Here is a 17,979-nt window from a genome sequence, read left to right on the forward strand (position 1 = left end):
CCCTTTCTTTTTGCGCGAGACCCTAGGCATCAGTCTGCTCCGGCTCCACCGCCGGCGGATTTCCACGCGGCAACGCTACCATGAAGCGCGCGCCCGCCTGGCCGCCGGGCCGGTCCGGGCGTTGCGCGGGTTCCACCCAGATGCGCCCGCCATGGGCTTGCACGATTGCCTCGCATACGGCGAGACCCAGGCCGACACCCGCGGTCGCGGATTCGCGCTCACCGCGCGTGAATTTCTCGAAGATCTGCCGTTCCTTGCCCTTGGGCACGCCGGGGCCATCATCCTCTACCGCAATCCTGATCTCGTCGTCGACCGGCGCGGCCGAGAGCCGGATCTCCGTGCCGGCGGGCGTGTATTTGGCGGCATTCTCCAGCAGGTTGCACAGCACGCGCTCGATCAGCACGGCGTCGCATTCGACCAGGGGTACCCGGGACAAGTCGGCGACAACCACGCGGTGGTGCTCGAGCGCATCGCGCATGGCCGCCAGGCTGGCGCCAACGAGCTCCTCCACCGATTGCCACTCCTTGCTGGTCCGGACTTCCCGGCCCTGCAGCCTGGCCATGTCCAGCAGGTTCACCACCATCGTGCGCATGCGCCTGGCCTGCTCCAGCATGGCGGCGGCGGTCTCGGCCAGCGACGGCGTCAGCCCGGGATCGCTGCGCTGCATGGTTTCCGCCATGCCGATCAGGCTGGTCAGCGGGGTGCGCAGGTCATGGGAGACAGCGGCCAGCAATGAGCTGCGCAGGCGCTCTGATTCCATCGACAGCAGGGCCTGCTGCGCCACTTCGACGTAATGGAGGCGCTCGATGGCGATCGCGATCAGCGTGCAGAACACATCGACCTGGCGCCGCAGCGCGGGCTGCGCCAAGGCGTGTGATACCGCGGGCTCGACCGCCAGCACGCCACGGGTCTGCATCGGCGCCTTCAATGGCAGATACAGCACGGTGCTGCCTGGCAATGTGTGCGTGCCGGTGCCTGCGGGCTGGCCGTGATCGAATACCCACTCCGCCAGGACACGGTCGATCGAGTCGGTTCTCGTCCCGGTGTCATGCGGCTCGACATCAGACACGGGCGGCAGCAGGCGGCCTTCCGGGGAAACCAGGAAGAAGGCTGAATTGGCATCGAAGGCAGCGCGCAGGAAACGGCTGGCGATCGAAACAATCTGGTCCGGCATCAGCGCCGCGGAGAGTTCGCGGGCCAGTTCATACAGCGTGCGGGCATCGTTCTCGCGCTGCACCGCCACCTGCGCCTGTTCGCGCAAACCGGCCGTCAGTTGCCCGATGACCAGCCCGACGGATAGCAGCACCAGGAACGTCAGCAGATACTGCACGTCGCTGACGGCGAAGGACAGCCGCGGCGGTATGAAGAAGAAATCGAAGGCGGCAACGGCCAATACCGAAGCCAGCGCCGCAGGTCCGCGGCCATGGCGAAGCGCGACGCCGACCACTGCCGCCAGAAACAGCATGGCAATGTTGACGACGTCGAACCATGGAAACGCGAGGGCCGACAGCGCCGTGGCACCGGTGCACCATACCACTGCCCACAGATAGTCTCGGCGCGTGGCGCCGTCGCCTGGCGCAGGGGCGTCTGGCTCTTCAGTGCCATGGCGCGGGCGAAGATCCACCCGCGTCGTGTCCGCCGCAACGCGGATGATGTCGATCTCCGGACACCCGATCGCCAGCGCATCGGCAAAGCTGCGGCGGCCGAACAGCCACGCCGGCGCGTTCACGAATGGCGTCAAGGCCAGGCCGAGAAGGGCGCGGGCCCGCTCCGCGAGGGAGGCGCCGCCCCGGCGCCAGTCCGCCGGCGCACGGCCGATGACCACTTTGGTCAGGTTGTGGCGGCGCACGTACCCCACGACGGCCTGGACCATGTCGTTGCCCGCCAGGGTCTCGGTGCGTGCGCCCAACTCCTCAGCGAGATGCATGGCAGTCTGCAGGCGCGTCTTGGCGAAATCGGACGGGGGTGCCAGCCTGGGTGTGGCGATGGTCACCACATGCCAGTCGCAATCGAGCTGGCCGGCTAGCCGGCGCGCGCTCCTGACGACCTGTTCGGCATCGTCGCCACTGCCGATGCAAGCCAGCACGGCCTCCCGGGTCCGCCACACGCCTTGCACGGCTTCGGACTGACGCCATGCCCGCACATCGGAGTCCACCCGGTCGGCGGTCCGGCGCAGCGCCAGTTCGCGCAGGGCGATCAGATTGCCCTTTCGGAAAAAATTGCGCGCCGCGTGCCGCGCCTGCTCCGGCAGATAGACCTTGCCTTCCTTGAGCCGGCGCAGCAGTTCGTCGGCCGGCAGGTCCACCAGCACGACCTCGTCGGCGCTGTCGAAGACAACGTCCGGCACGGTTTCCCAGACGCGGATGCCGGTGATGCCGCCCACCGCCTCGTTCAGGCTGTCCAGATGCTGCACATTGACCGTGGTCCAGACGTCGATCCCGGCGGCCTGCAGTTCCTGGATGTCCTGCCACCGCTTGGGATGGCGACTGCCCGGTGCGTTGGAATGGGCCAGTTCGTCAACCAGGACCAGGGCCGGTTGCCGGGCCAGCGCCGCGTCCAGGTCGAACTCCTGCAGGACCCGCTCGCGGTATGGCACGTCCTTCATCGGCAAGCGCTCGATACCGGCGATCAGCGCTTCGGTCTCGGCGCGGCCGTGGGTCTCCACGATGCCGATGACGACATCGGTGCCCTGCGCGGACGCCGCCCGCGCGGCGGTGAGCATGGCGAAGGTCTTGCCGACCCCGGCGGATGCGCCAAAGTAGACCCTGAGCTTGCCGCGCGAAGCGCGAGCGCCTTCTTCCTGCACCATCTGGAGCAGGGCATCGGGGTCGGGGCGCGCGCCGGCTTCGCGCAATTCGACATCAGGCATCGGTCGGCTCACCCTCTATGCTGGCATTGGCAAACCGGTTCTGCTTCGCATCCGCGTCCCGGCACTGGGCTATTTCCGTGCAATGGCATCCAGGCCAAGGTTCAGCTTCAGGACATTGACTCCCGGACCGCCCAGGACCGACAGTCGCGGCGTTTCGGTATTTGCCGCAATCAGTTGCTTCACCTGTTCGATCGGAATCCCCCTGGCGCGGGCGATCCGCGCCGCCTGGTACTCAGCGGCCGCAGGGCTGATGTGCGGGTCGAGCCCGCTGCCGGAGGCGGTGACCAGGTCCACCGGCACGGGGGCCTGGTTGTCGGGATCCGCGGCGTGCAGGGCGTCGACGCGCGCGCGCGCGGCATCGGTCAGCGCCGGATTGGTGGGGCCCAGGTTGGATCCCGCCGAAGCCGCAGCGTTATACGGCATCGGCGCCGTGGCCGACAGCCGGCCCCAGAAGTACTTCGGGTCGGAGAACGGCTGGCCGATCAGTTCCGAGCCAACTGTCCTGCCATCCTTCTCGATCAGCGAGCCGGCTGCCTGATGCGGGAACACGGCCTTGGAGATTGCCGTGATCGCGCCGGGATAGAGCAGGCCGGTCACCAGCGAAAGGCCAACGAACACCACCAACATCGGCCGCAGCAAGCCACCTTGCACGGGTGCCGGCGACGGCTGCGGGGACTGCACTTGCGTATTCATGGAAACTCCGAATCGTGGCAGAAAATCAGGCCCAGCCAAACAGGGCCAGGATCATGTCGATCAGCTTGATGCCGGCAAACGGCACCAGGATGCCGCCCAGGCCGTAGACCAGCAGGTTGCGGCGCAGCAGCACCGCGGCGCCCAGCGGCCGGTAGACCACGCCCTTGAGCGCAAGCGGGATCAGCACGACGATGATGAGCGCGTTGAAGATCACCGCCGACATGATGGCCGACGCCGGCGTGGCGAGCCCCATCACATTGAGCAGGTTGAGCTGCGGATAGGTGGTGGCAAACGCCGCCGGGATGATCGCGAAGTACTTGGCGATGTCGTTGGCCACGCTGAAGGTCGTCAGCGAGCCGCGCGTCATCAGCATCTGCTTGCCGATCTCGACGATCTCGATCAGCTTGGTCGGGTTGCTGTCCAGGTCCACCATGTTGCCGGCTTCCTTGGCCGCCTGCGTGCCGCTGTTCATCGCCACGGCCACGTCGGCCTGGGCCAGTGCCGGGGCGTCGTTGGTGCCGTCTCCGGTCATCGCGACCAGCCGCCCGTCGGCCTGGTACTGGCGGATCAGCTTGAGCTTGGCTTCCGGCGTGGCTTCGGCCAGGAAGTCGTCAACGCCGGCTTCCGCCGCAATCGACGCCGCCGTCAGCCGGTTGTCGCCGGTGATCATCACGGTCTTGATGCCCATCTTGCGCAGTTCGCCGAAGCGCTCGCGAATGCCGGTCTTGACGATGTCTTTCAGCTCGATCACGCCAAGCACGCGCACCGAATCACCGTTGGCGTCGGCTACCACCAGCGGCGTGCTGCCGGCGCGGGCGACCTCATCGACGGCTTGCAGGACCGCATCGGGGAACTTGCCGGCGCGTTCCGTGACGTAGCGGCGCACGGCATCGGCCGCACCCTTGCGCACGTGACGCTCGCCGCCGCCATCGCTCAGGTCAACCCCGCTCATGCGGGTCTGGGCGCTGAACGGCACGAATTCCGGCTTCAGGCTTGCCATCACCGGTGCCGCCAGCCCCGGCAGCTGGCGTGCCAGCGTGATGATGCTGCGGCCTTCCGGGGTCTCGTCGGCCAGCGACGACAGCCACGCCGCTTCCGCGAGCTGCAGCGGCGACACGCCCGGGGCCGGGATGAAGCGCGATGCCTGGCGGTTGCCATGGGTAATGGTGCCGGTCTTGTCGAGCAGCAGCACGTCCACGTCACCAGCGGCTTCGACCGCACGGCCCGAGGTGGCAATCACGTTGGCTTCCATCATCCGGCTCATGCCCGCCACGCCTATGGCTGACAGCAGCCCGCCGATGGTGGTGGGAATCAGGCAGACCAGCAGGGCCACCAGTACCGTGATCGTCACCGGCACGCCTGCCTTTGCCACCAGCACGCTGTAGAGCGAGAACGGCTGCAGCGTGGCAGTGGCCAGCAGCAGCACGATGGTCAGCCCGACCAGCAGGATCGTCAGGGCCAGTTCGTTCGGTGTCTTTTGCCGGTTGGCGCCTTCAACCATCGTGATCATGCGGTCGATGAAGCTCTCGCCCGGGTTGGTCGTGATACGCGCCACGATCCAGTCGGACAGCACGCGCGTACCGCCGGTCACCGACGAGAAGTCACCGCCCGACTCGCGGATCACGGGCGCCGATTCGCCGGTGATGGCGCTTTCGTCGACCGAGGCCACGCCGTCGATCACTTCGCCGTCGCCGGGGATCATCTCGCCGGCCTGCACCAGCACCACGTCACCGCGGCGCAGTGCCGTCGCGGGGCGCGCTTCGGTGGCACCGCCACGCTTGCCGTCTTTCAGCACACGTGCGGTGACCGTGGTCTTCAGGCCGCGCAGCGCCTCCGCCTGCTGCTTGCTCCGGCCTTCGGCAAGTGCCTCGGCAAAGTTCGCGAACAGCACCGTGAACCACAGCCAAACCGACACCGCCAGGATGAAGCCCGCGGATTCCCCACCGGGGGCTGCCGCCGGCGCGGCCATGGCCTTCAGGAAAAGGATCGTCGTCAGGATGCTGCCCACGTAGACCACGAACATCACCGGGTTGCGCAGCTGGTCGCGCGGCGACAACTTCCTGAAGGCCGCGACCAGCGCGGGCTTCACCAGCTCCGGCGCGAACATGCTGCGCGCCGGCGGGCGATGATGGTGGGAGCCGTGTTGCCGGTCGGACACCGGCGCGCTCTTTGCCTGAATCGTGTTGGAGGAAGACGCTTCAGCCGTGTTGGCGCCGCGCTTGGCCACCGGGGCCATCGAATCTTGTTGCATGGTTTCTCCGCAATCCGCTAGAGCCATCCGGCACCTGCATCGGTGAGGCAGTGCAGGGTCCGGACGTGTAGGAATGCTCGATATTTCGTCGTCAGTCGTCGCTTTACTTCGCCGCGCTTGCCGTCACCGTGCCCTGGAGTTGCTCGGCGACCGGCCCCAGCGCCAGCGCCGGGACATAGGTCAGCGCACCGACCAGCAGCACGGTGCCCACCAGCAGGACGACGAACAGCGGGCCGTGCGTTGGCATCGTGCCGCCGCTTACCGGCACGCGCTTCTTGGCTGCCAGCGAGCCCGCCAGCGCAAGCACCGGGATGATGATCCAGAACCGGCCGAACCACATGGCCGCCGCCAGCAGCGTGTTGTAGAACGGCGTGTTGGCGGACAAGCCCGCAAAGGCGCTGCCATTGTTGTTGGCCGCCGACGAGAGCGCGTACAGGATCTCCGAGAAGCCGTGCGTGCCGGGATTGAACACACCGGCGCGTCCGGCCTCGGTCATCACCGCCACCGACGTGCCGAGCAGCACCAGCAGGGGCGTGACCAGGATCGCCACGGCCGTCATCTTCATCTCGTAGACTTCGATCTTCTTGCCGAGGTACTCCGGCGTGCGCCCGATCATCAGTCCGGCGATGAATACCGCGAGCACGGCGTAGACCAGCATGCCGTACAGCCCCGAGCCGACGCCGCCGAACACGACTTCGCCCAGCTGCATCAGCAGCATCGGCACCAGGCCACCGATGGCGGTGAAGGAGTCATGCATGGCATTGACCGCGCCGCACGACGCCGCGGTCGTGATGGTGGCGAACAGCGCCGAAGCGGCGATGCCGAAGCGCGTTTCCTTGCCTTCCATATTGCCACCGGCCTGCAGCAGCGACGCGGCGTGATCCACCGGCAATCCGGCCAGCGCCGGATTGGCCATCTGCTCGGACATCGCCGCCACGCAGGCCATCGCGACAAAGATGACCATCATGGAAGCCAGCACCGCCACACCCTGTCGCCTGTCTCCCACCATTTCGCCAAAGGTGAAGCACAGCGCCGCCGGGATCAGGAAGATCGCCAGCATCTCGAGAAGGTTGGCCAGGCCATTCGGGTTCTCGAACGGATGCGCCGAGTTGGCATTGAAGAAGCCGCCGCCGTTGGTGCCCAGCATCTTGATGGCCTCTTGCGAGGCAACCGGGCCCATCGCCAGCGTCTGCCTGTCGGTCTTCAGGTCTTCCGTCACCGGCTTGCCTTGTGCATCGAGCACCGGTTGCCCGGCCGCATCGAGCTTTGGCTGGCTGTACTCCACCGGCGTGACCAGGCTGGCTTCCTTGTAGGCATCGAAGTTCTGGATCACGCCCTGGCTGACCAGCGCAAGTGCAATCACGGTCGCGATCGGCGCCAGCACGTACAACGTGACCCGCGTCATGTCGACCCAGAAATTGCCGATGGTGGCGGCGCTCTGGCGCGCGAATCCGCGCATCAGCGCGAACACCACGGCGATGCCGGTCGCCGCGGACAGGAAGTTCTGCACGGTGAGCGCGAGCATCTGCGTCAGATAGCCCATGGTCGACTCGCCGCCATAGCCTTGCCAGTTGGTGTTGGCGACAAAGCTGATCGCCGTGTTGAAGGCCGAGTCCGGCGAAACCGCGCCAAAGCCCTGCGGATTGAGCGGCAGCATGCCCTGCAGGCGCTGCAGCGCATAGACTGCCACCACGCCAAGCAGGTTGAACGCCAGCACCGCGACGGCGTATTGCTTCCACCCCATCCCGGCATCGGCACGCACGCCACCCAGGCGATACAGCAGCCGTTCCAGCGGCCGGCCCCAGACGGTCAGCGAATAGTTGCCATCTTCCACGGCACGCCGGATATAGCGTCCGAGGAAAGGGGCGCACGCCAGCAGGATGGCGAGATAGAGGACCAGCAGGCCCACGAATTGGGAGGACATCAGAATTTCTCCGGCCGGAACAACGCAATGAGGAGGTAAACAAAAATGGCAACGGCCAGCACGCCGCTCAACAGATCCGTCCAGCTCATCACAGCCTCCTGTCCGACGCGCTGTTCTTTGCCGGCATCCGGTCATGCGCGCCGCCGTGCCCGCTGCCTGCCGGAGATTTCGGCGCAAGCACGGCGCAAAGCCCCAGCAGGGCCGCGCTCAGCACGGCGAAGCCAATCAATACGATCAAATAGATCCCGTCCATAACAAAGCACCCTTGAATGGTTTCGGCTTGCAGATTAGCGACGGGGTCGTAAAAACAGGGTAGAAAGGTGGCCGGTGCGTATAAAGAACGCATAAAGATCCGGGGCGATCAGCATGCGCGCGCGAGCCAAGGTGCACTTTTTGGGCCGCTGGCGATCGCGATGCGTGGTGCGATGCGTGGTGGCAAGGCCGCTGCTGTTGGCGCAGGTGCGGCGCCGCGCGGCGCTTCTTTATCTGATCGTTACGCGACGGCGCCATATGGGCAGGGAAGGGGCAGTGCCTACCACTCCGTCGCCAGGCTGCGGGAGCAGGAACGCAAGTTGGGCGAAGCCGCACTGGCACGTGCCACCCAAGTCCTTGATGAGTTGCCCCGGTCCCGAGCCAATGGAGAAGAAGTAGCTAATTCAACTGCGGCGGAGGCATCGCGTCAGGAGTGTTCACAAGTGCGTCCCCTTGCTCGTCGCCGCGGTGCGAATCCTGGCCCGTTGCTACGCTCGGGTTCACTCTGCCCTGGCCATCCTGCCCCCATTCTTGCTTGAGGGTGTCGGCACCGGATCCACGGCCGCGACAAGTAATGTGTCAATCAAGGGGCAAGAAGCCTCATTCCCATTGGCGTGGCATTGCCCGATGAGATTCTTCAGTTCCGCTCGCAATCGGCGCAAGTCCTTCAATCTTTCCTCCACAAGACTGAGCTTTTGCTCGGCCAGTGTGCGGGCGGTGCTGCACGTGCTGCCATCGTTCTGTCGCAGCAGTACCCGGACTTCATCCAGGGTGAACCCGAGCGACTGGGCCCGGCGAATGAAATGAAGCCGTTGCAAGCTCTGCTGCGAATACTGTCGAATGGCGCCATAGGCACGCTCTGGCACCGGCAGCAGGCCGCACCGATGGTAGTAGCGTACCGTTTCCACGCCAACACCAGCCGCCTTGGCCAGCTTCCCGATTGTCAGTGTGTGGTCCATCGCTTGACTCCGTACCTTGGTACGGGCCTAGGCTACGCCTAGACCGCACATAGGGGAAGGGCGGATTGCATTTCGATGGGCAACGCCAGGAACCAGGCCGCCAGGCATGGGGACCGTCTACTGCCCATCGGCCGTGAGGCAAAGCGAAATGATGAGCGCCGTCAAGCTGCAGTCAATCATCACCTGCCCCAGGTGCGCGCATGCAAAAGAAGAAACCATGCCCATTGATGCCTGCCAGTGGTGCTATGAGTGCGAGCACTGCCGCGCGGTGCTAAGGCCCAAGGCCGGTGATTGCTGCGTTTTCTGCTCGTATGGGACCGAAAGGTGCCCGCCCATGCAGCAGCAGTCTTGCTCGTGTGTTCGTTGACGCAGGTACAGCGATGCACGACGCACCCTCGATGCGGTTCCTCCCGGATGATCCCGGCTCTTACCCAGCCATGCTTGTCCGCGGGAACGTGTTCTTGCTCGACAGTACGCGACGCCCGCTGTATGTCGCGGGAAATCTAGAGAGGGGTCATTATGCAATCGCGGATCATTCGCGTTCTGCCTGCAGAAAATGGTTGGGCATTGGAGTTCGGCGGCCTCAATATAAGGGCCCAGAGATTTCCGACCATGGAAGCGGCAATCGCTGCGGGTTGGGAGGTGGCCAGGCGAGAGAACGCCGAATTGCACATACATCGTCACGACGGGGATGTGCACTTGCGCAACGCGTGTGGCGACAAGCAGCAGGAGCCGCAACGGTGATGCCCTCAGAAATGTGATTCAAAGGGCATTATTGTAGGGATATCTACAGCATTGAAAGACGCGTTATGGGCCCCTAACATGCGCTCATGACCGCGTTAATCGACCCCTGGGCTTTGCTGATCGTCACGCTACCAACCTCCGGCGCCACCGCCCGGATGCGGATCTGGCGCGCGATCAAGACTATTGGTTGCGCCGCACTGCGTGACGGCGCCTATCTCTTGCCTGCAGGCGATGAGCAAATCGCCCAGTTGCGCGAGTTGGCCGACGACACCCGGCAAGAAGGCGGCCAGGCCTGGCTCTTGAGTGTCCGCGCCGACAAGCCAGGGGAAGAGACCGCTTTCCAGGCGTTGTTCGACCGCAGCGCTGACTATGCGGAACTGCAGGCTGCCCTGTCAGATGCACGCAAGTCGCTGACCGATCAAAGCAGCGCCGAACTCAATCGTCTGCTGCGTCGTCACGGGCGTGCCTACGAAGCGATCCGCACGATCGACTTCTTCCCCAATGAGGCGTCGACCCGCGCCGAAGCCCAATGGAATGACTTCAGCCGCGCCATCGAGACCATCCAGTCTCCGGGCGAACCACAGGCGCTCTCGCGAGCAATCGCTCGTCGGGATCCTGCCCAGTATCAAGGGCGGATTTGGGCCACCCGCCGCCACCTGTGGGTGGACCGCGTGGCAAGCGCCTGGCTGATCCAGCGCTTCATCGATCCCCACGCCCGGTTCCTGTGGCTGGAAAGCGCCTCCGCTTGCCCGGACGATGCGCTGGGCTTCGACTTCGACGGCGCGACCTTCACGCATGTGGGCGAGCGCGTTTCATTTGAAGTGCTGCTGTCGAGCTTCGGCCTCGAATCCGACCGCGGACTCAGCCGGCTCGGCGCCATGGTCCATGCGCTGGACATTGGCGGCATTTCGGTGCCGGAAGCCAGCGGCTTTGAAGCCATGCTGGCCGGCGCACGAGCACGCCTGAAGGATGATGACGCCCTGCTGGCGGAAATCGGCCGGGTGCTGGATTCGCTTTACGCACACTTCTCCACCAACAAGAAACCCTGACTCTGCCAGGATCCCATTATGAGTCGCATGCAACAAGCCGGCATCGCGCCGCCAGGAATCTCTGAACGGCCTGTCTACACCCTCTGGCAGCTCGTGCTCTATTTCCTCCGCCTTGGCACCTTTGGCTTTGGCGGGCCGGTCGCGTTGGCCGGCTACATGCACCGCGACCTCGTGGAGCGGCGGAACTGGATCAGCGACGGGGACTACAAGGAAGGCATCGCGCTGGCACAACTGGCGCCCGGGCCGTTGGCAGCGCAACTGGCGATCTACCTCGGCTACGTCCACTATCGGGTCCTCGGTGCCACGCTGATCGGGCTGGCCTTCGTGCTGCCGTCGTTCCTGATGGTGCTGGCGCTAGGCTGGGCCTATGTCCGCTTTGGCGGGCTGACCTGGATGCAATCGGTGTTCTATGGCGTGGGCGCCGCCGTCATCGGCATCATCGCCATCAGCGCCTATAAGCTGACCATAAAGAGTGTGGGCAAGGACAGACTGCTCTGGGCAATCTACCTGGTGCTGGCTACGGTGACCATCGTCACGGAGTCCGAAATCGCCTGGCTGTTCCTGGCAGCCGGCGTGCTTGCCTGGTTCTGGCGCGCTCCGCCCAGGTGGCTGCGCCAGAGCGGCGCCAATGCGCTCGTGGCCACGCAGGTGCCGGCCGCAAGCGGCCTGCTGAGCATGCTGGACTGGCCCCTGCTGACCCAGATCGGTGTGTTCTTTGCCAAGGCAGGCGCCTTCGTCTTCGGCTCGGGTCTCGCCATCGTGCCCTTCCTCTACGGCGGTGTGGTGACGGAACACCACTGGCTCAACGAAAAGCAGTTCGTCGATGCGGTAGCCGTGGCCATGATCACGCCGGGCCCGGTGGTCATCACGGTCGGCTTCATCGGTTACCTGGTGGCCGGGCTGCCCGGCGCCTGCGTGGCGGCACTGGCAACGTTCCTGCCTTGCTATTTGTTTACCGTGCTGCCTGCCCCTTACTTCAAGAAGTACGGAAAGCTGCCGGGCATCCTCGCCTTTGTCGATGGCGTCACGGCGGCGGCGATTGGCGCCATCACCGGTGCAGTGTTCGTGCTGGCCAAGCGCTCGATTGTCGACGTGCCGACCATACTGCTGGCGCTGGGCACGATCGCGTTGCTGCTGAAATTCAAGAAGCTGCCTGAGCCGGTCATCATCACCGGCGCCGCGCTGATCGGCCTTGCCGTTTATCCGGTGCTGCACCACTGAGCCAAACGAACCGGGGGCATGTCAGGCTCGCCATGGCTGTGCATAACGACCACCCCTCGGCCGCCAGCAGTAGCTGGCTCGAACGCATCGCGCTGCCATCCGGTGTTCACCCCGACGCCTTGCCGCTGCTTGCCGGCCGCGCGCTGCGTGGCATCTGTGATGGCTATATTGCCGTGCTGCTGCCGTCCTACCTGCTGGCGCTTGGTTTCGATTCGATGGCAGTCGGGCTCATCAGCAGCGCGACACTGATCGGCTCGGCCCTCGCCACCATCCTGGTCGGGATCGTCGGGCACCGCTACCCGCAACGCCGCTTGCTGATGCTGGCGGCCGCCCTGATGTTTGCGACCGGCCTCGGCTTTGCAGGTTTCTCCACGCTGTGGCCGCTTCTGGTGATCGCCTTCATCGGCACGCTTAACCCTGGCTCTGGCGATGTCAGTGTCTTCCTGCCGCTGGAACACGCGCGGCTGGCGGAATCGGCATCGCCTGACGCCCGGACGGCGCTGTTCGCACGCTACGGCCTGATCGGCGCATTCTCATCCGCTTTGGGGGCGCTGGCAGCGGCGCTACCGGCATGGCTGGTCGAGCAATCCCGGCTGTCCTCGCTCGATGCGATGCGCCTGATGTTCGGTTTCTACGGGATCATAGGGCTGCTGCTGTGGCGTCTCTATGCGCGCGTACCTGCCACGCAGCCACATGGAGCGGCACCCACGCCGACAACACCATTGGGCCCGTCCCGTCCGATCGTATTGCGCCTGGCCATGCTATTCAGCGTGGACGCGTTCGCGGGCGGGCTCGTGGTCAATTCGCTACTGTCGCTGTGGTTGATGCAGCGTTTCGGTCTGAGTCCTGCCGCGACCGGCCAGTTCTTCTTCCTGGCAGGAATGCTGACGACGCTCTCGCAGCTCGCGGCGGTGCCACTGGCGCGAAAGATCGGCCTGCTCAACACGATGGTGTTTACGCATATCCCGTCCAGCCTGTGCCTGATTGCGGCCGCCTTCGCGCCCACGCTGGCCCTGAGCCTGGCCTTGCTGCTGGCTCGCAGCGCGCTGTCGCAAATGGATGTGCCGACCCGGACGGCTTATGTCATGGCCGTTGTCACCCCGCCGGAACGGGCCGCGGCGGCAAGCCTGACCGCGGTGCCACGCAGCCTCGCCGCGGCACTCAGTCCTGCGCTCGCCGCCGCGTTGATGGCCTACGGCTATGCCAGCACGCCGCTGGTGGCCTGCGGGCTGCTGAAGATCGCCTACGACCTCGCGATGCTGCGGGCGTTCCGTCGGGTCAAGCCACTCCACTGACCCATCGCAGCCCTTCGTGAGCCGGCACGTCCTAGTATTACTTCGCCACAAAGCGTGCCGTCACGGTCTTGCCGTCGGCAAACTTGATCGTCGCGACCAGCTTGGAGCCGGCTTTGAGCTGCAGCTTGTCGGACGCTACCAGCGCATTGTCCGTCCCGGGGTTCAGCGCCGTTTCCGTCTTCTGGGCGCCGGTCAGCACCGTCAGCTTGCCGCTGGCACCAGCCACCGGCAGCTTCTTGTCATGGTCGTCGACATAAATGGTGACGGCGCCATCCTTGTTGACCAACTCGAACTGCAGGTCGCTGGCGGTCTGCACGATGCCGCCGTATTGCGCGGGCCTGGCGCCGTGGGCCATGGCCAGACCGGAAAGGCCGGACAGTGCGAGGCTGCCGGCAAACAACATGGCTGAGATCTGTTTCTTCATCGAATCCTCCGTTGGTGCAGCGACTTGCGGGCGTCGCTGCCAAAGCCCGTAATCAGTACGCGTCGCCCGGCTGTTGCGACAGGATCCGCTCCAGCGGGCGGCGCCCGAACAACCAGAACGCCAAGGGAGTCAGCACGGAATCCAGGATGGTCGAGCTGACCAGCCCGCCGAAGATCACCACCGCCACCGGATGCAGGATTTCCTTGCCGGGCGCGTCGGCCGACACCAGCAATGGCACCAGCGCGAACGCCGCAACCAGCGCGGTCATCAGTACCGGCGTCAGTCGCTCCAGCGACCCACGCACGATCATCGGGATACCAAAGGTTTCCCCTTCAAAGCGGCACAGGTTGATGTAGTGGCTGACCTTCAGAATGCCATTGCGCGTGGCGATGCCCGTCAGCGTGATGAAGCCGACCATCGACGCCACCGACAGCGTCAGGCCGCCGAGCCACATGGCGATCACGCTGCCGATCAACGCCAGCGGGATGTTCGCCATGATGATCAGCGTGAGTGTCGCGGAGCGGTAGCGCGAGTAAAGCACCAGGTAGATCAGCGCCAGCGATACTAGCGCCAGCAACACGATCAACTGCGTCGCCTGCTCCTGCGCCTGGAACTGACCCTCGATGCTGACGAAATAGCCACCGGGCAACCCGGCGCGCGCGGCCGCGCTGCGCACATCGCCGATGATCTTTGACATATCCGAGCCGTCGGTATTGGCATAGACCAGAATGCGCCGGCGGCCGTTCTCGCGCCCGATCTGGTTCGGGCCGTCGCCATCCTCGACGTTGGCGATTGCCGACAACGGCACTGCGCCACGCGGCGAATCCAGCATGACGCGGGACAGGTCCTGCGGCGTACGGCCGGCATCGGGCAACCGCACCACCAGGTCGTAGCGGCGCACGCCCTCGATCACCTGCGTGACGCGCGTGCCATCCGACAAGGTTTGCAAGGCCTTCAGCGCCTCGCCTGCCGGGATGCCGTATTGCGCGGCCTTGCGGTAATCGAGCCGCACATTGACTTGCGGTATCAATACCTGGCGCTCGACCGTGATATCGACGAGTCCTGGTATGGCAGCAAGCCGCCCGCGCACGCTCTCCGCCAGGGCGCGCAGCGTATCGAGATCGTCGCCATAGATCTTCAGCGCGATCTGTGCCCGCACGCCGGAAAGCAAGTGATCCAGCCGGTGGGAAATCGGCTGGCCGATCGCCACCGACGCAGGGAGACTGGCAAGCTGGACGCGGATGGCGGCCATCACTTGCTCCCGGCTGCGGTCGGAGCGTTTCAGGTCGATATCGATTTCGGACGAATGCACGCCTTCGGCATGTTCGTCCAGTTCGGCACGGCCGGTGCGCCGCCCGACCTGCGTCACCTCCGGTACCTGCCGGATCAGGGTCTCCGCCAGGGCACCCATGCGGTTGGCTTCGGCCAGCGATGTGCCAGGATTGAACATCAGCGACATCACGAGCGAGCCTTCGTTGAAGGCTGGCAGGAAGGCCCGCGACATGAAAGGCACGGTGGCGGCCGCCAGCGCGACGGTGACGGCGGCGACGGCAAGCACGGTCTTGGCGCGGGGGAACGACCAGTCCAGGATCCTGGTATCGACCCGCTTGAGCCATGCCACCAGCGGGCTGTCCGGATGCTCCAGCCGCTTCATCCGCGGCAACAGGTAGTACGACAGCACCGGCGTCACCGTCATCGACACCAGCATCGATGCCAGGACCGACACGATATAGGCGATGCCCAGCGGCGCGAACAGGCGCCCTTCGATGCCCGGCAGCGCGAACAGCGGCACGAACACCAGCACCACCACCAGGGTGGCATAGACGATGCCGGAGCGGACTTCGACCGAGGCGCGCCAGATGGTCTCCAGCACGGACGGCGGGTCCTCCAGGCTTGCGCGCTGCCTGAGCCGGCGCTGGATGTTCTCCACGTCGACTACCGCGTCGTCGACGAGCTCGCCGATGGCAATGGCTAGCCCCCCAAGCGTCATCACGTTGATCGACTGGCCCAGCAGGTGGAAGGCCAGCGCGGTGACGGCCAGCGACAGCGGAATCGCCACCAGCGAGATCGCGGTGGTGCGCGCGCTCAGCAGGAAGGCGAACAGGATCACGGCCACCATGATGGCGCCGTCACGCAGCGCCTCGACCACGTTGCCGATCGAGGCCTCGATAAAGTCCGCCTGCCGGAACAGCACCTGCGGCGCGGACAGGCCCGGCGGCAGTCCCTGCTTCAGTTCGCCGAGCGCTGCTTCCAGGTTCCGCGTCAGGCGCACCGTGTCGGCCGCGGGCTGCTTCTGCACGCTGACTATCACTGCCGGCTTGCCGTTGAATCCGGCATCGCCGCGCTTGAGCGCGGCGGCATAGCGCACACCGGCCACCTGCTCGAGCAGCACCGGCGCGCCTTCCTTGTAGGCAACCGCCAGTCCCTTCAGGTCGTCGAGCCGGTTGGTGCGGCCGAGGTTGCGGATCAGGTATTCGCGGCCGTTCAGGTCGATGAAGCCGCCGCTGGTATTGGCGGCGAAGTCGCGCAACGCGCTTTCCACCTGTGGCAGCGCCACGCCGAACTGCGCCATCCTGGCGGTGTCCGGTTCGACCCGGAGCTGGCGCACCTCGCCGCCGATCGGGATGACCTGCGACACGCCAGCCACCGACAGCAGGCGCGGCCGCAGCACGAAGTCGGCATACTCGCGCGCCTGCATCGGACTGGCCCGGGCCGGGTCGATCGGTAACGCAATCAGCATGATCTCGCCCATGATCGACGAGACCGGCCCGAGGATGGGCGTCAGCCCGCCGGGCAACTGTTCCTTCACCAGCGCCAGCCGTTCCGACACGAGCTGGCGGTTGCGATAGATATCGCTGCCCCAGTCGAACTCGGCATACACGATGGACAAGCCGACGCCCGACACCGAGCGGACCCGCGTGACGCCTGGCATGCCATTGAGCGCGGTCTCGAGCGGGAACGACACCAGCAGCTCCACTTCCTGCGGCGCCATGCCGCCGGCTTCGGTGATCACGGTCACCAGCGGTTTGTTCAGGTCCGGGAAAACATCCACCGGTGTGCGCCATGCGGTCACGCCGCCGTACACCATCAGGATTAGAGCGATGGCCAGTACCATCAGCCGGTTGCCGAGGCTCGCGCGAACGATCCAGTTGAACATGCGCGCCCCTCAGCGGATCTGGTTGATCAGTGCCGCCCCGGACACCACCACCCGGTTCTCCGGTGACAGTCCCTTGACCACGACAACCGTTCCCGCATCCAGCACGCGAGCTTCAACCGGCTGAGCGATAAAGCGCTGCGTGCCGGACTTGATCCACACCACCGGCAGGTTGCTGCCATTGCGCACCAGGGCCTCGCTTGGCAATGCGATGCCCTTGACCGTCTCGGTCAGCGTCGCAACCACCGTCACTGGCTGCCCGATGGCAAGTGGTGCCGCATTGCCCGTCAGCCGGAACATCAGCGGCACGGCGCCGTTCTTCAGGCTGCGGCCGGCGCCGATGAATTCCAGCTTGCCTCCGTCCGACCGGCCCAGGGTCCCACCCTGGATACGGTTGGCAAGCGAGGCATCCGCGGTGCTGGCCTCGATCAGCATCCGGACCGGGTCAACCACTTCATACAGCACGTCGCCAGCAGAAACGACCTGGCCCGCCAGCACATTGGCAGTGGCGATAACGCCGCTGGCTGGCGCGGTCAGCGTGTCGGTCTGGTGCAGGCTCTTGCCCACCGCCTCGCGCTGGCCGGAAAGACTCTGGACCTCGGCGCGGGCGGCTTCGATCTCCTTGCGCGGGATGCTGTCCTGCAGCGATTCCAACCGCTGCAGCCGTTGCCGGGCCAGCTTCAGGTTGGCGCTCAGGTTGGCGAACTGCGCCTGCTGGTTGCCGATATCGAAGGGCTCGCTCTTGTGCCGCAGCACGGCCAGCACCTGGCCCTTGCTGACACGCTGCCCCAGCAGCGGGAAGCCTCCCGGCGGCGGCTCGATCCAGCCTGGGTGCCCTGCCTGCAGGCGCCCACCCGCATTGGGGTCGATCGCCACCACGGCATTCAGCTCTACGGTTACGGGGTGCAAGGCTGCCTGCGGCATCGTGGTTCGTATGCCCATACGGCGTTGCGCGAGCTTGGGCACCTGGACACTGCCGTCGGGCAGCCGGGCCAGGCCGCCGCTGCCGGACACCGCTCCCGGTGCATCAAGGTGTTCGCCACCGGGCCCGTGCGCACCGGGGCCGGCCAGTGCCGGCATGGTTGCGCAGGCAGCCAGCGCAATGGCGATCGTTGCAAACCTGGTTGTCTTCAGCATGTCGGGC

Annotated in this window: 15 protein-coding genes; 5 read left to right on the plus strand and 10 right to left on the minus strand. The window is 65.5% G+C overall.

What is annotated here, in order from left to right; translation table 11 throughout:
* Window positions 1–22: 22 nt before the first annotated feature.
* From AC3WVS_RS14415 to AC3WVS_RS14445, 7 genes are all read right to left on the minus strand, one after another.
* Window positions 23–2,869, minus strand: coding sequence for a DUF4118 domain-containing protein (locus tag AC3WVS_RS14415; RefSeq protein WP_492319180.1), 2,847 nt, complete (start codon window positions 2,867–2,869; stop codon window positions 23–25).
* Between the two features lie 69 nt (window positions 2,870–2,938).
* Window positions 2,939–3,562, minus strand: coding sequence for a potassium-transporting ATPase subunit KdpC (gene kdpC, locus AC3WVS_RS14420; protein ID WP_492319181.1), 624 nt, complete (start codon window positions 3,560–3,562; stop codon window positions 2,939–2,941).
* 25 nt (window positions 3,563–3,587) lie between these two features.
* Window positions 3,588–5,813 carry a potassium-transporting ATPase subunit KdpB gene (kdpB, locus tag AC3WVS_RS14425; RefSeq protein ID WP_492319182.1) on the minus strand — a complete coding sequence of 742 codons (2,226 nt, stop codon included), beginning with the start codon at window positions 5,811–5,813 and terminating at the stop codon, window positions 3,588–3,590.
* A gap of 103 nt (window positions 5,814–5,916) precedes the next feature.
* Complete coding sequence (kdpA, locus tag AC3WVS_RS14430) at window positions 5,917–7,737, minus strand: potassium-transporting ATPase subunit KdpA (protein ID WP_492319183.1); 1,821 nt, start codon at window positions 7,735–7,737, stop codon at window positions 5,917–5,919.
* A complete protein-coding gene (kdpF, locus tag AC3WVS_RS14435; protein ID WP_035878527.1) occupies window positions 7,737–7,826 on the minus strand; it encodes a K(+)-transporting ATPase subunit F in 90 nt (29 codons plus the stop codon). The genes kdpA and kdpF overlap by 1 nt, the downstream gene beginning before the upstream one ends.
* A complete protein-coding gene (locus tag AC3WVS_RS14440) occupies window positions 7,826–8,083 on the minus strand; it encodes a hypothetical protein (RefSeq protein WP_492319184.1) in 258 nt (85 codons plus the stop codon). The genes kdpF and AC3WVS_RS14440 overlap by 1 nt, the downstream gene beginning before the upstream one ends.
* Before the next feature lie 406 nt (window positions 8,084–8,489).
* Window positions 8,490–8,948 (minus strand): MerR family transcriptional regulator, encoded by a 459-nt coding sequence (locus AC3WVS_RS14445; RefSeq protein ID WP_492319185.1) that lies wholly within the window; start codon window positions 8,946–8,948, stop codon window positions 8,490–8,492.
* A gap of 151 nt (window positions 8,949–9,099) precedes the next feature.
* On the opposite strand from AC3WVS_RS14445, the gene AC3WVS_RS14450 reads away from it, so the two are divergent.
* From AC3WVS_RS14450 to AC3WVS_RS14470, 5 genes are all read left to right on the plus strand, one after another.
* Window positions 9,100–9,315: a GDCCVxC domain-containing (seleno)protein gene (locus AC3WVS_RS14450; protein WP_492319271.1), complete on the plus strand. Its 216-nt coding sequence runs from the start codon at window positions 9,100–9,102 to the stop codon at window positions 9,313–9,315.
* 152 nt (window positions 9,316–9,467) lie between these two features.
* Window positions 9,468–9,692, plus strand: a complete 225-nt coding sequence (locus AC3WVS_RS14455; protein ID WP_492319186.1) for a DUF2188 domain-containing protein — start codon at window positions 9,468–9,470, stop codon at window positions 9,690–9,692.
* An 86-nt stretch (window positions 9,693–9,778) separates the two neighbouring features.
* Window positions 9,779–10,741 (plus strand): chromate resistance protein ChrB domain-containing protein, encoded by a 963-nt coding sequence (locus AC3WVS_RS14460; protein WP_492319187.1) that lies wholly within the window; start codon window positions 9,779–9,781, stop codon window positions 10,739–10,741.
* Window positions 10,742–10,768: 27 nt separating this feature from the next.
* The gene (locus AC3WVS_RS14465; RefSeq protein WP_492319272.1) at window positions 10,769–11,962 is read left to right on the plus strand and encodes a chromate transporter; all 1,194 of its coding nucleotides are present in this window, start codon (window positions 10,769–10,771) and stop codon (window positions 11,960–11,962) included.
* A gap of 32 nt (window positions 11,963–11,994) precedes the next feature.
* The gene (locus AC3WVS_RS14470) at window positions 11,995–13,257 is read left to right on the plus strand and encodes an MFS transporter (RefSeq protein WP_492319188.1); all 1,263 of its coding nucleotides are present in this window, start codon (window positions 11,995–11,997) and stop codon (window positions 13,255–13,257) included.
* A 37-nt stretch (window positions 13,258–13,294) separates the two neighbouring features.
* Here the strand turns inward: AC3WVS_RS14470 and AC3WVS_RS14475 are convergent, their stop codons facing one another.
* Genes AC3WVS_RS14475 through AC3WVS_RS14485 form a run of 3 tightly spaced genes read right to left on the minus strand, consistent with a single transcriptional unit; the run spans window position 13,295 to window position 17,972 of the window.
* A complete protein-coding gene (locus AC3WVS_RS14475) occupies window positions 13,295–13,681 on the minus strand; it encodes a hypothetical protein (RefSeq protein WP_492319189.1) in 387 nt (128 codons plus the stop codon).
* Window positions 13,682–13,733: 52 nt separating this feature from the next.
* Window positions 13,734–16,838, minus strand: coding sequence for an efflux RND transporter permease subunit (locus tag AC3WVS_RS14480; protein WP_492319190.1), 3,105 nt, complete (start codon window positions 16,836–16,838; stop codon window positions 13,734–13,736).
* Between the two features lie 9 nt (window positions 16,839–16,847).
* A complete protein-coding gene (locus AC3WVS_RS14485; protein ID WP_492319191.1) occupies window positions 16,848–17,972 on the minus strand; it encodes an efflux RND transporter periplasmic adaptor subunit in 1,125 nt (374 codons plus the stop codon).
* Window positions 17,973–17,979 lie beyond the last annotated feature (7 nt).

It is taken from the genome of Cupriavidus sp. CPT47-8839-RL05A (genome assembly GCF_058792255.1).

Excerpts from the sequence above, each read along its gene's own strand:
- AC3WVS_RS14415 (WP_492319180.1), bottom strand. The coding sequence starts at position 2,869 with ATGCCTGATGTCGAATTGCGCGAAGCCGGCGCGCGCCCCGACCCCGAT.
- kdpC (WP_492319181.1), bottom strand. The coding sequence starts at position 3,562 with ATGAATACGCAAGTGCAGTCCCCGCAGCCGTCGCCGGCACCCGTGCAA.
- kdpB (WP_492319182.1), bottom strand. The coding sequence starts at position 5,813 with ATGCAACAAGATTCGATGGCCCCGGTGGCCAAGCGCGGCGCCAACACG.
- kdpA (WP_492319183.1), bottom strand. The coding sequence starts at position 7,737 with ATGTCCTCCCAATTCGTGGGCCTGCTGGTCCTCTATCTCGCCATCCTG.
- kdpF (WP_035878527.1), bottom strand. The coding sequence starts at position 7,826 with ATGAGCTGGACGGATCTGTTGAGCGGCGTGCTGGCCGTTGCCATTTTT.
- AC3WVS_RS14440 (WP_492319184.1), bottom strand. The coding sequence starts at position 8,083 with ATGCGTTCTTTATACGCACCGGCCACCTTTCTACCCTGTTTTTACGAC.
- AC3WVS_RS14445 (WP_492319185.1), bottom strand. The coding sequence starts at position 8,948 with ATGGACCACACACTGACAATCGGGAAGCTGGCCAAGGCGGCTGGTGTT.
- AC3WVS_RS14450 (WP_492319271.1), top strand. The coding sequence starts at position 9,100 with ATGAGCGCCGTCAAGCTGCAGTCAATCATCACCTGCCCCAGGTGCGCG.
- AC3WVS_RS14455 (WP_492319186.1), top strand. The coding sequence starts at position 9,468 with ATGCAATCGCGGATCATTCGCGTTCTGCCTGCAGAAAATGGTTGGGCA.
- AC3WVS_RS14460 (WP_492319187.1), top strand. The coding sequence starts at position 9,779 with ATGACCGCGTTAATCGACCCCTGGGCTTTGCTGATCGTCACGCTACCA.
- AC3WVS_RS14465 (WP_492319272.1), top strand. The coding sequence starts at position 10,769 with ATGCAACAAGCCGGCATCGCGCCGCCAGGAATCTCTGAACGGCCTGTC.
- AC3WVS_RS14470 (WP_492319188.1), top strand. The coding sequence starts at position 11,995 with ATGGCTGTGCATAACGACCACCCCTCGGCCGCCAGCAGTAGCTGGCTC.
- AC3WVS_RS14475 (WP_492319189.1), bottom strand. The coding sequence starts at position 13,681 with ATGAAGAAACAGATCTCAGCCATGTTGTTTGCCGGCAGCCTCGCACTG.
- AC3WVS_RS14480 (WP_492319190.1), bottom strand. The coding sequence starts at position 16,838 with ATGTTCAACTGGATCGTTCGCGCGAGCCTCGGCAACCGGCTGATGGTA.
- AC3WVS_RS14485 (WP_492319191.1), bottom strand. The coding sequence starts at position 17,972 with ATGCTGAAGACAACCAGGTTTGCAACGATCGCCATTGCGCTGGCTGCC.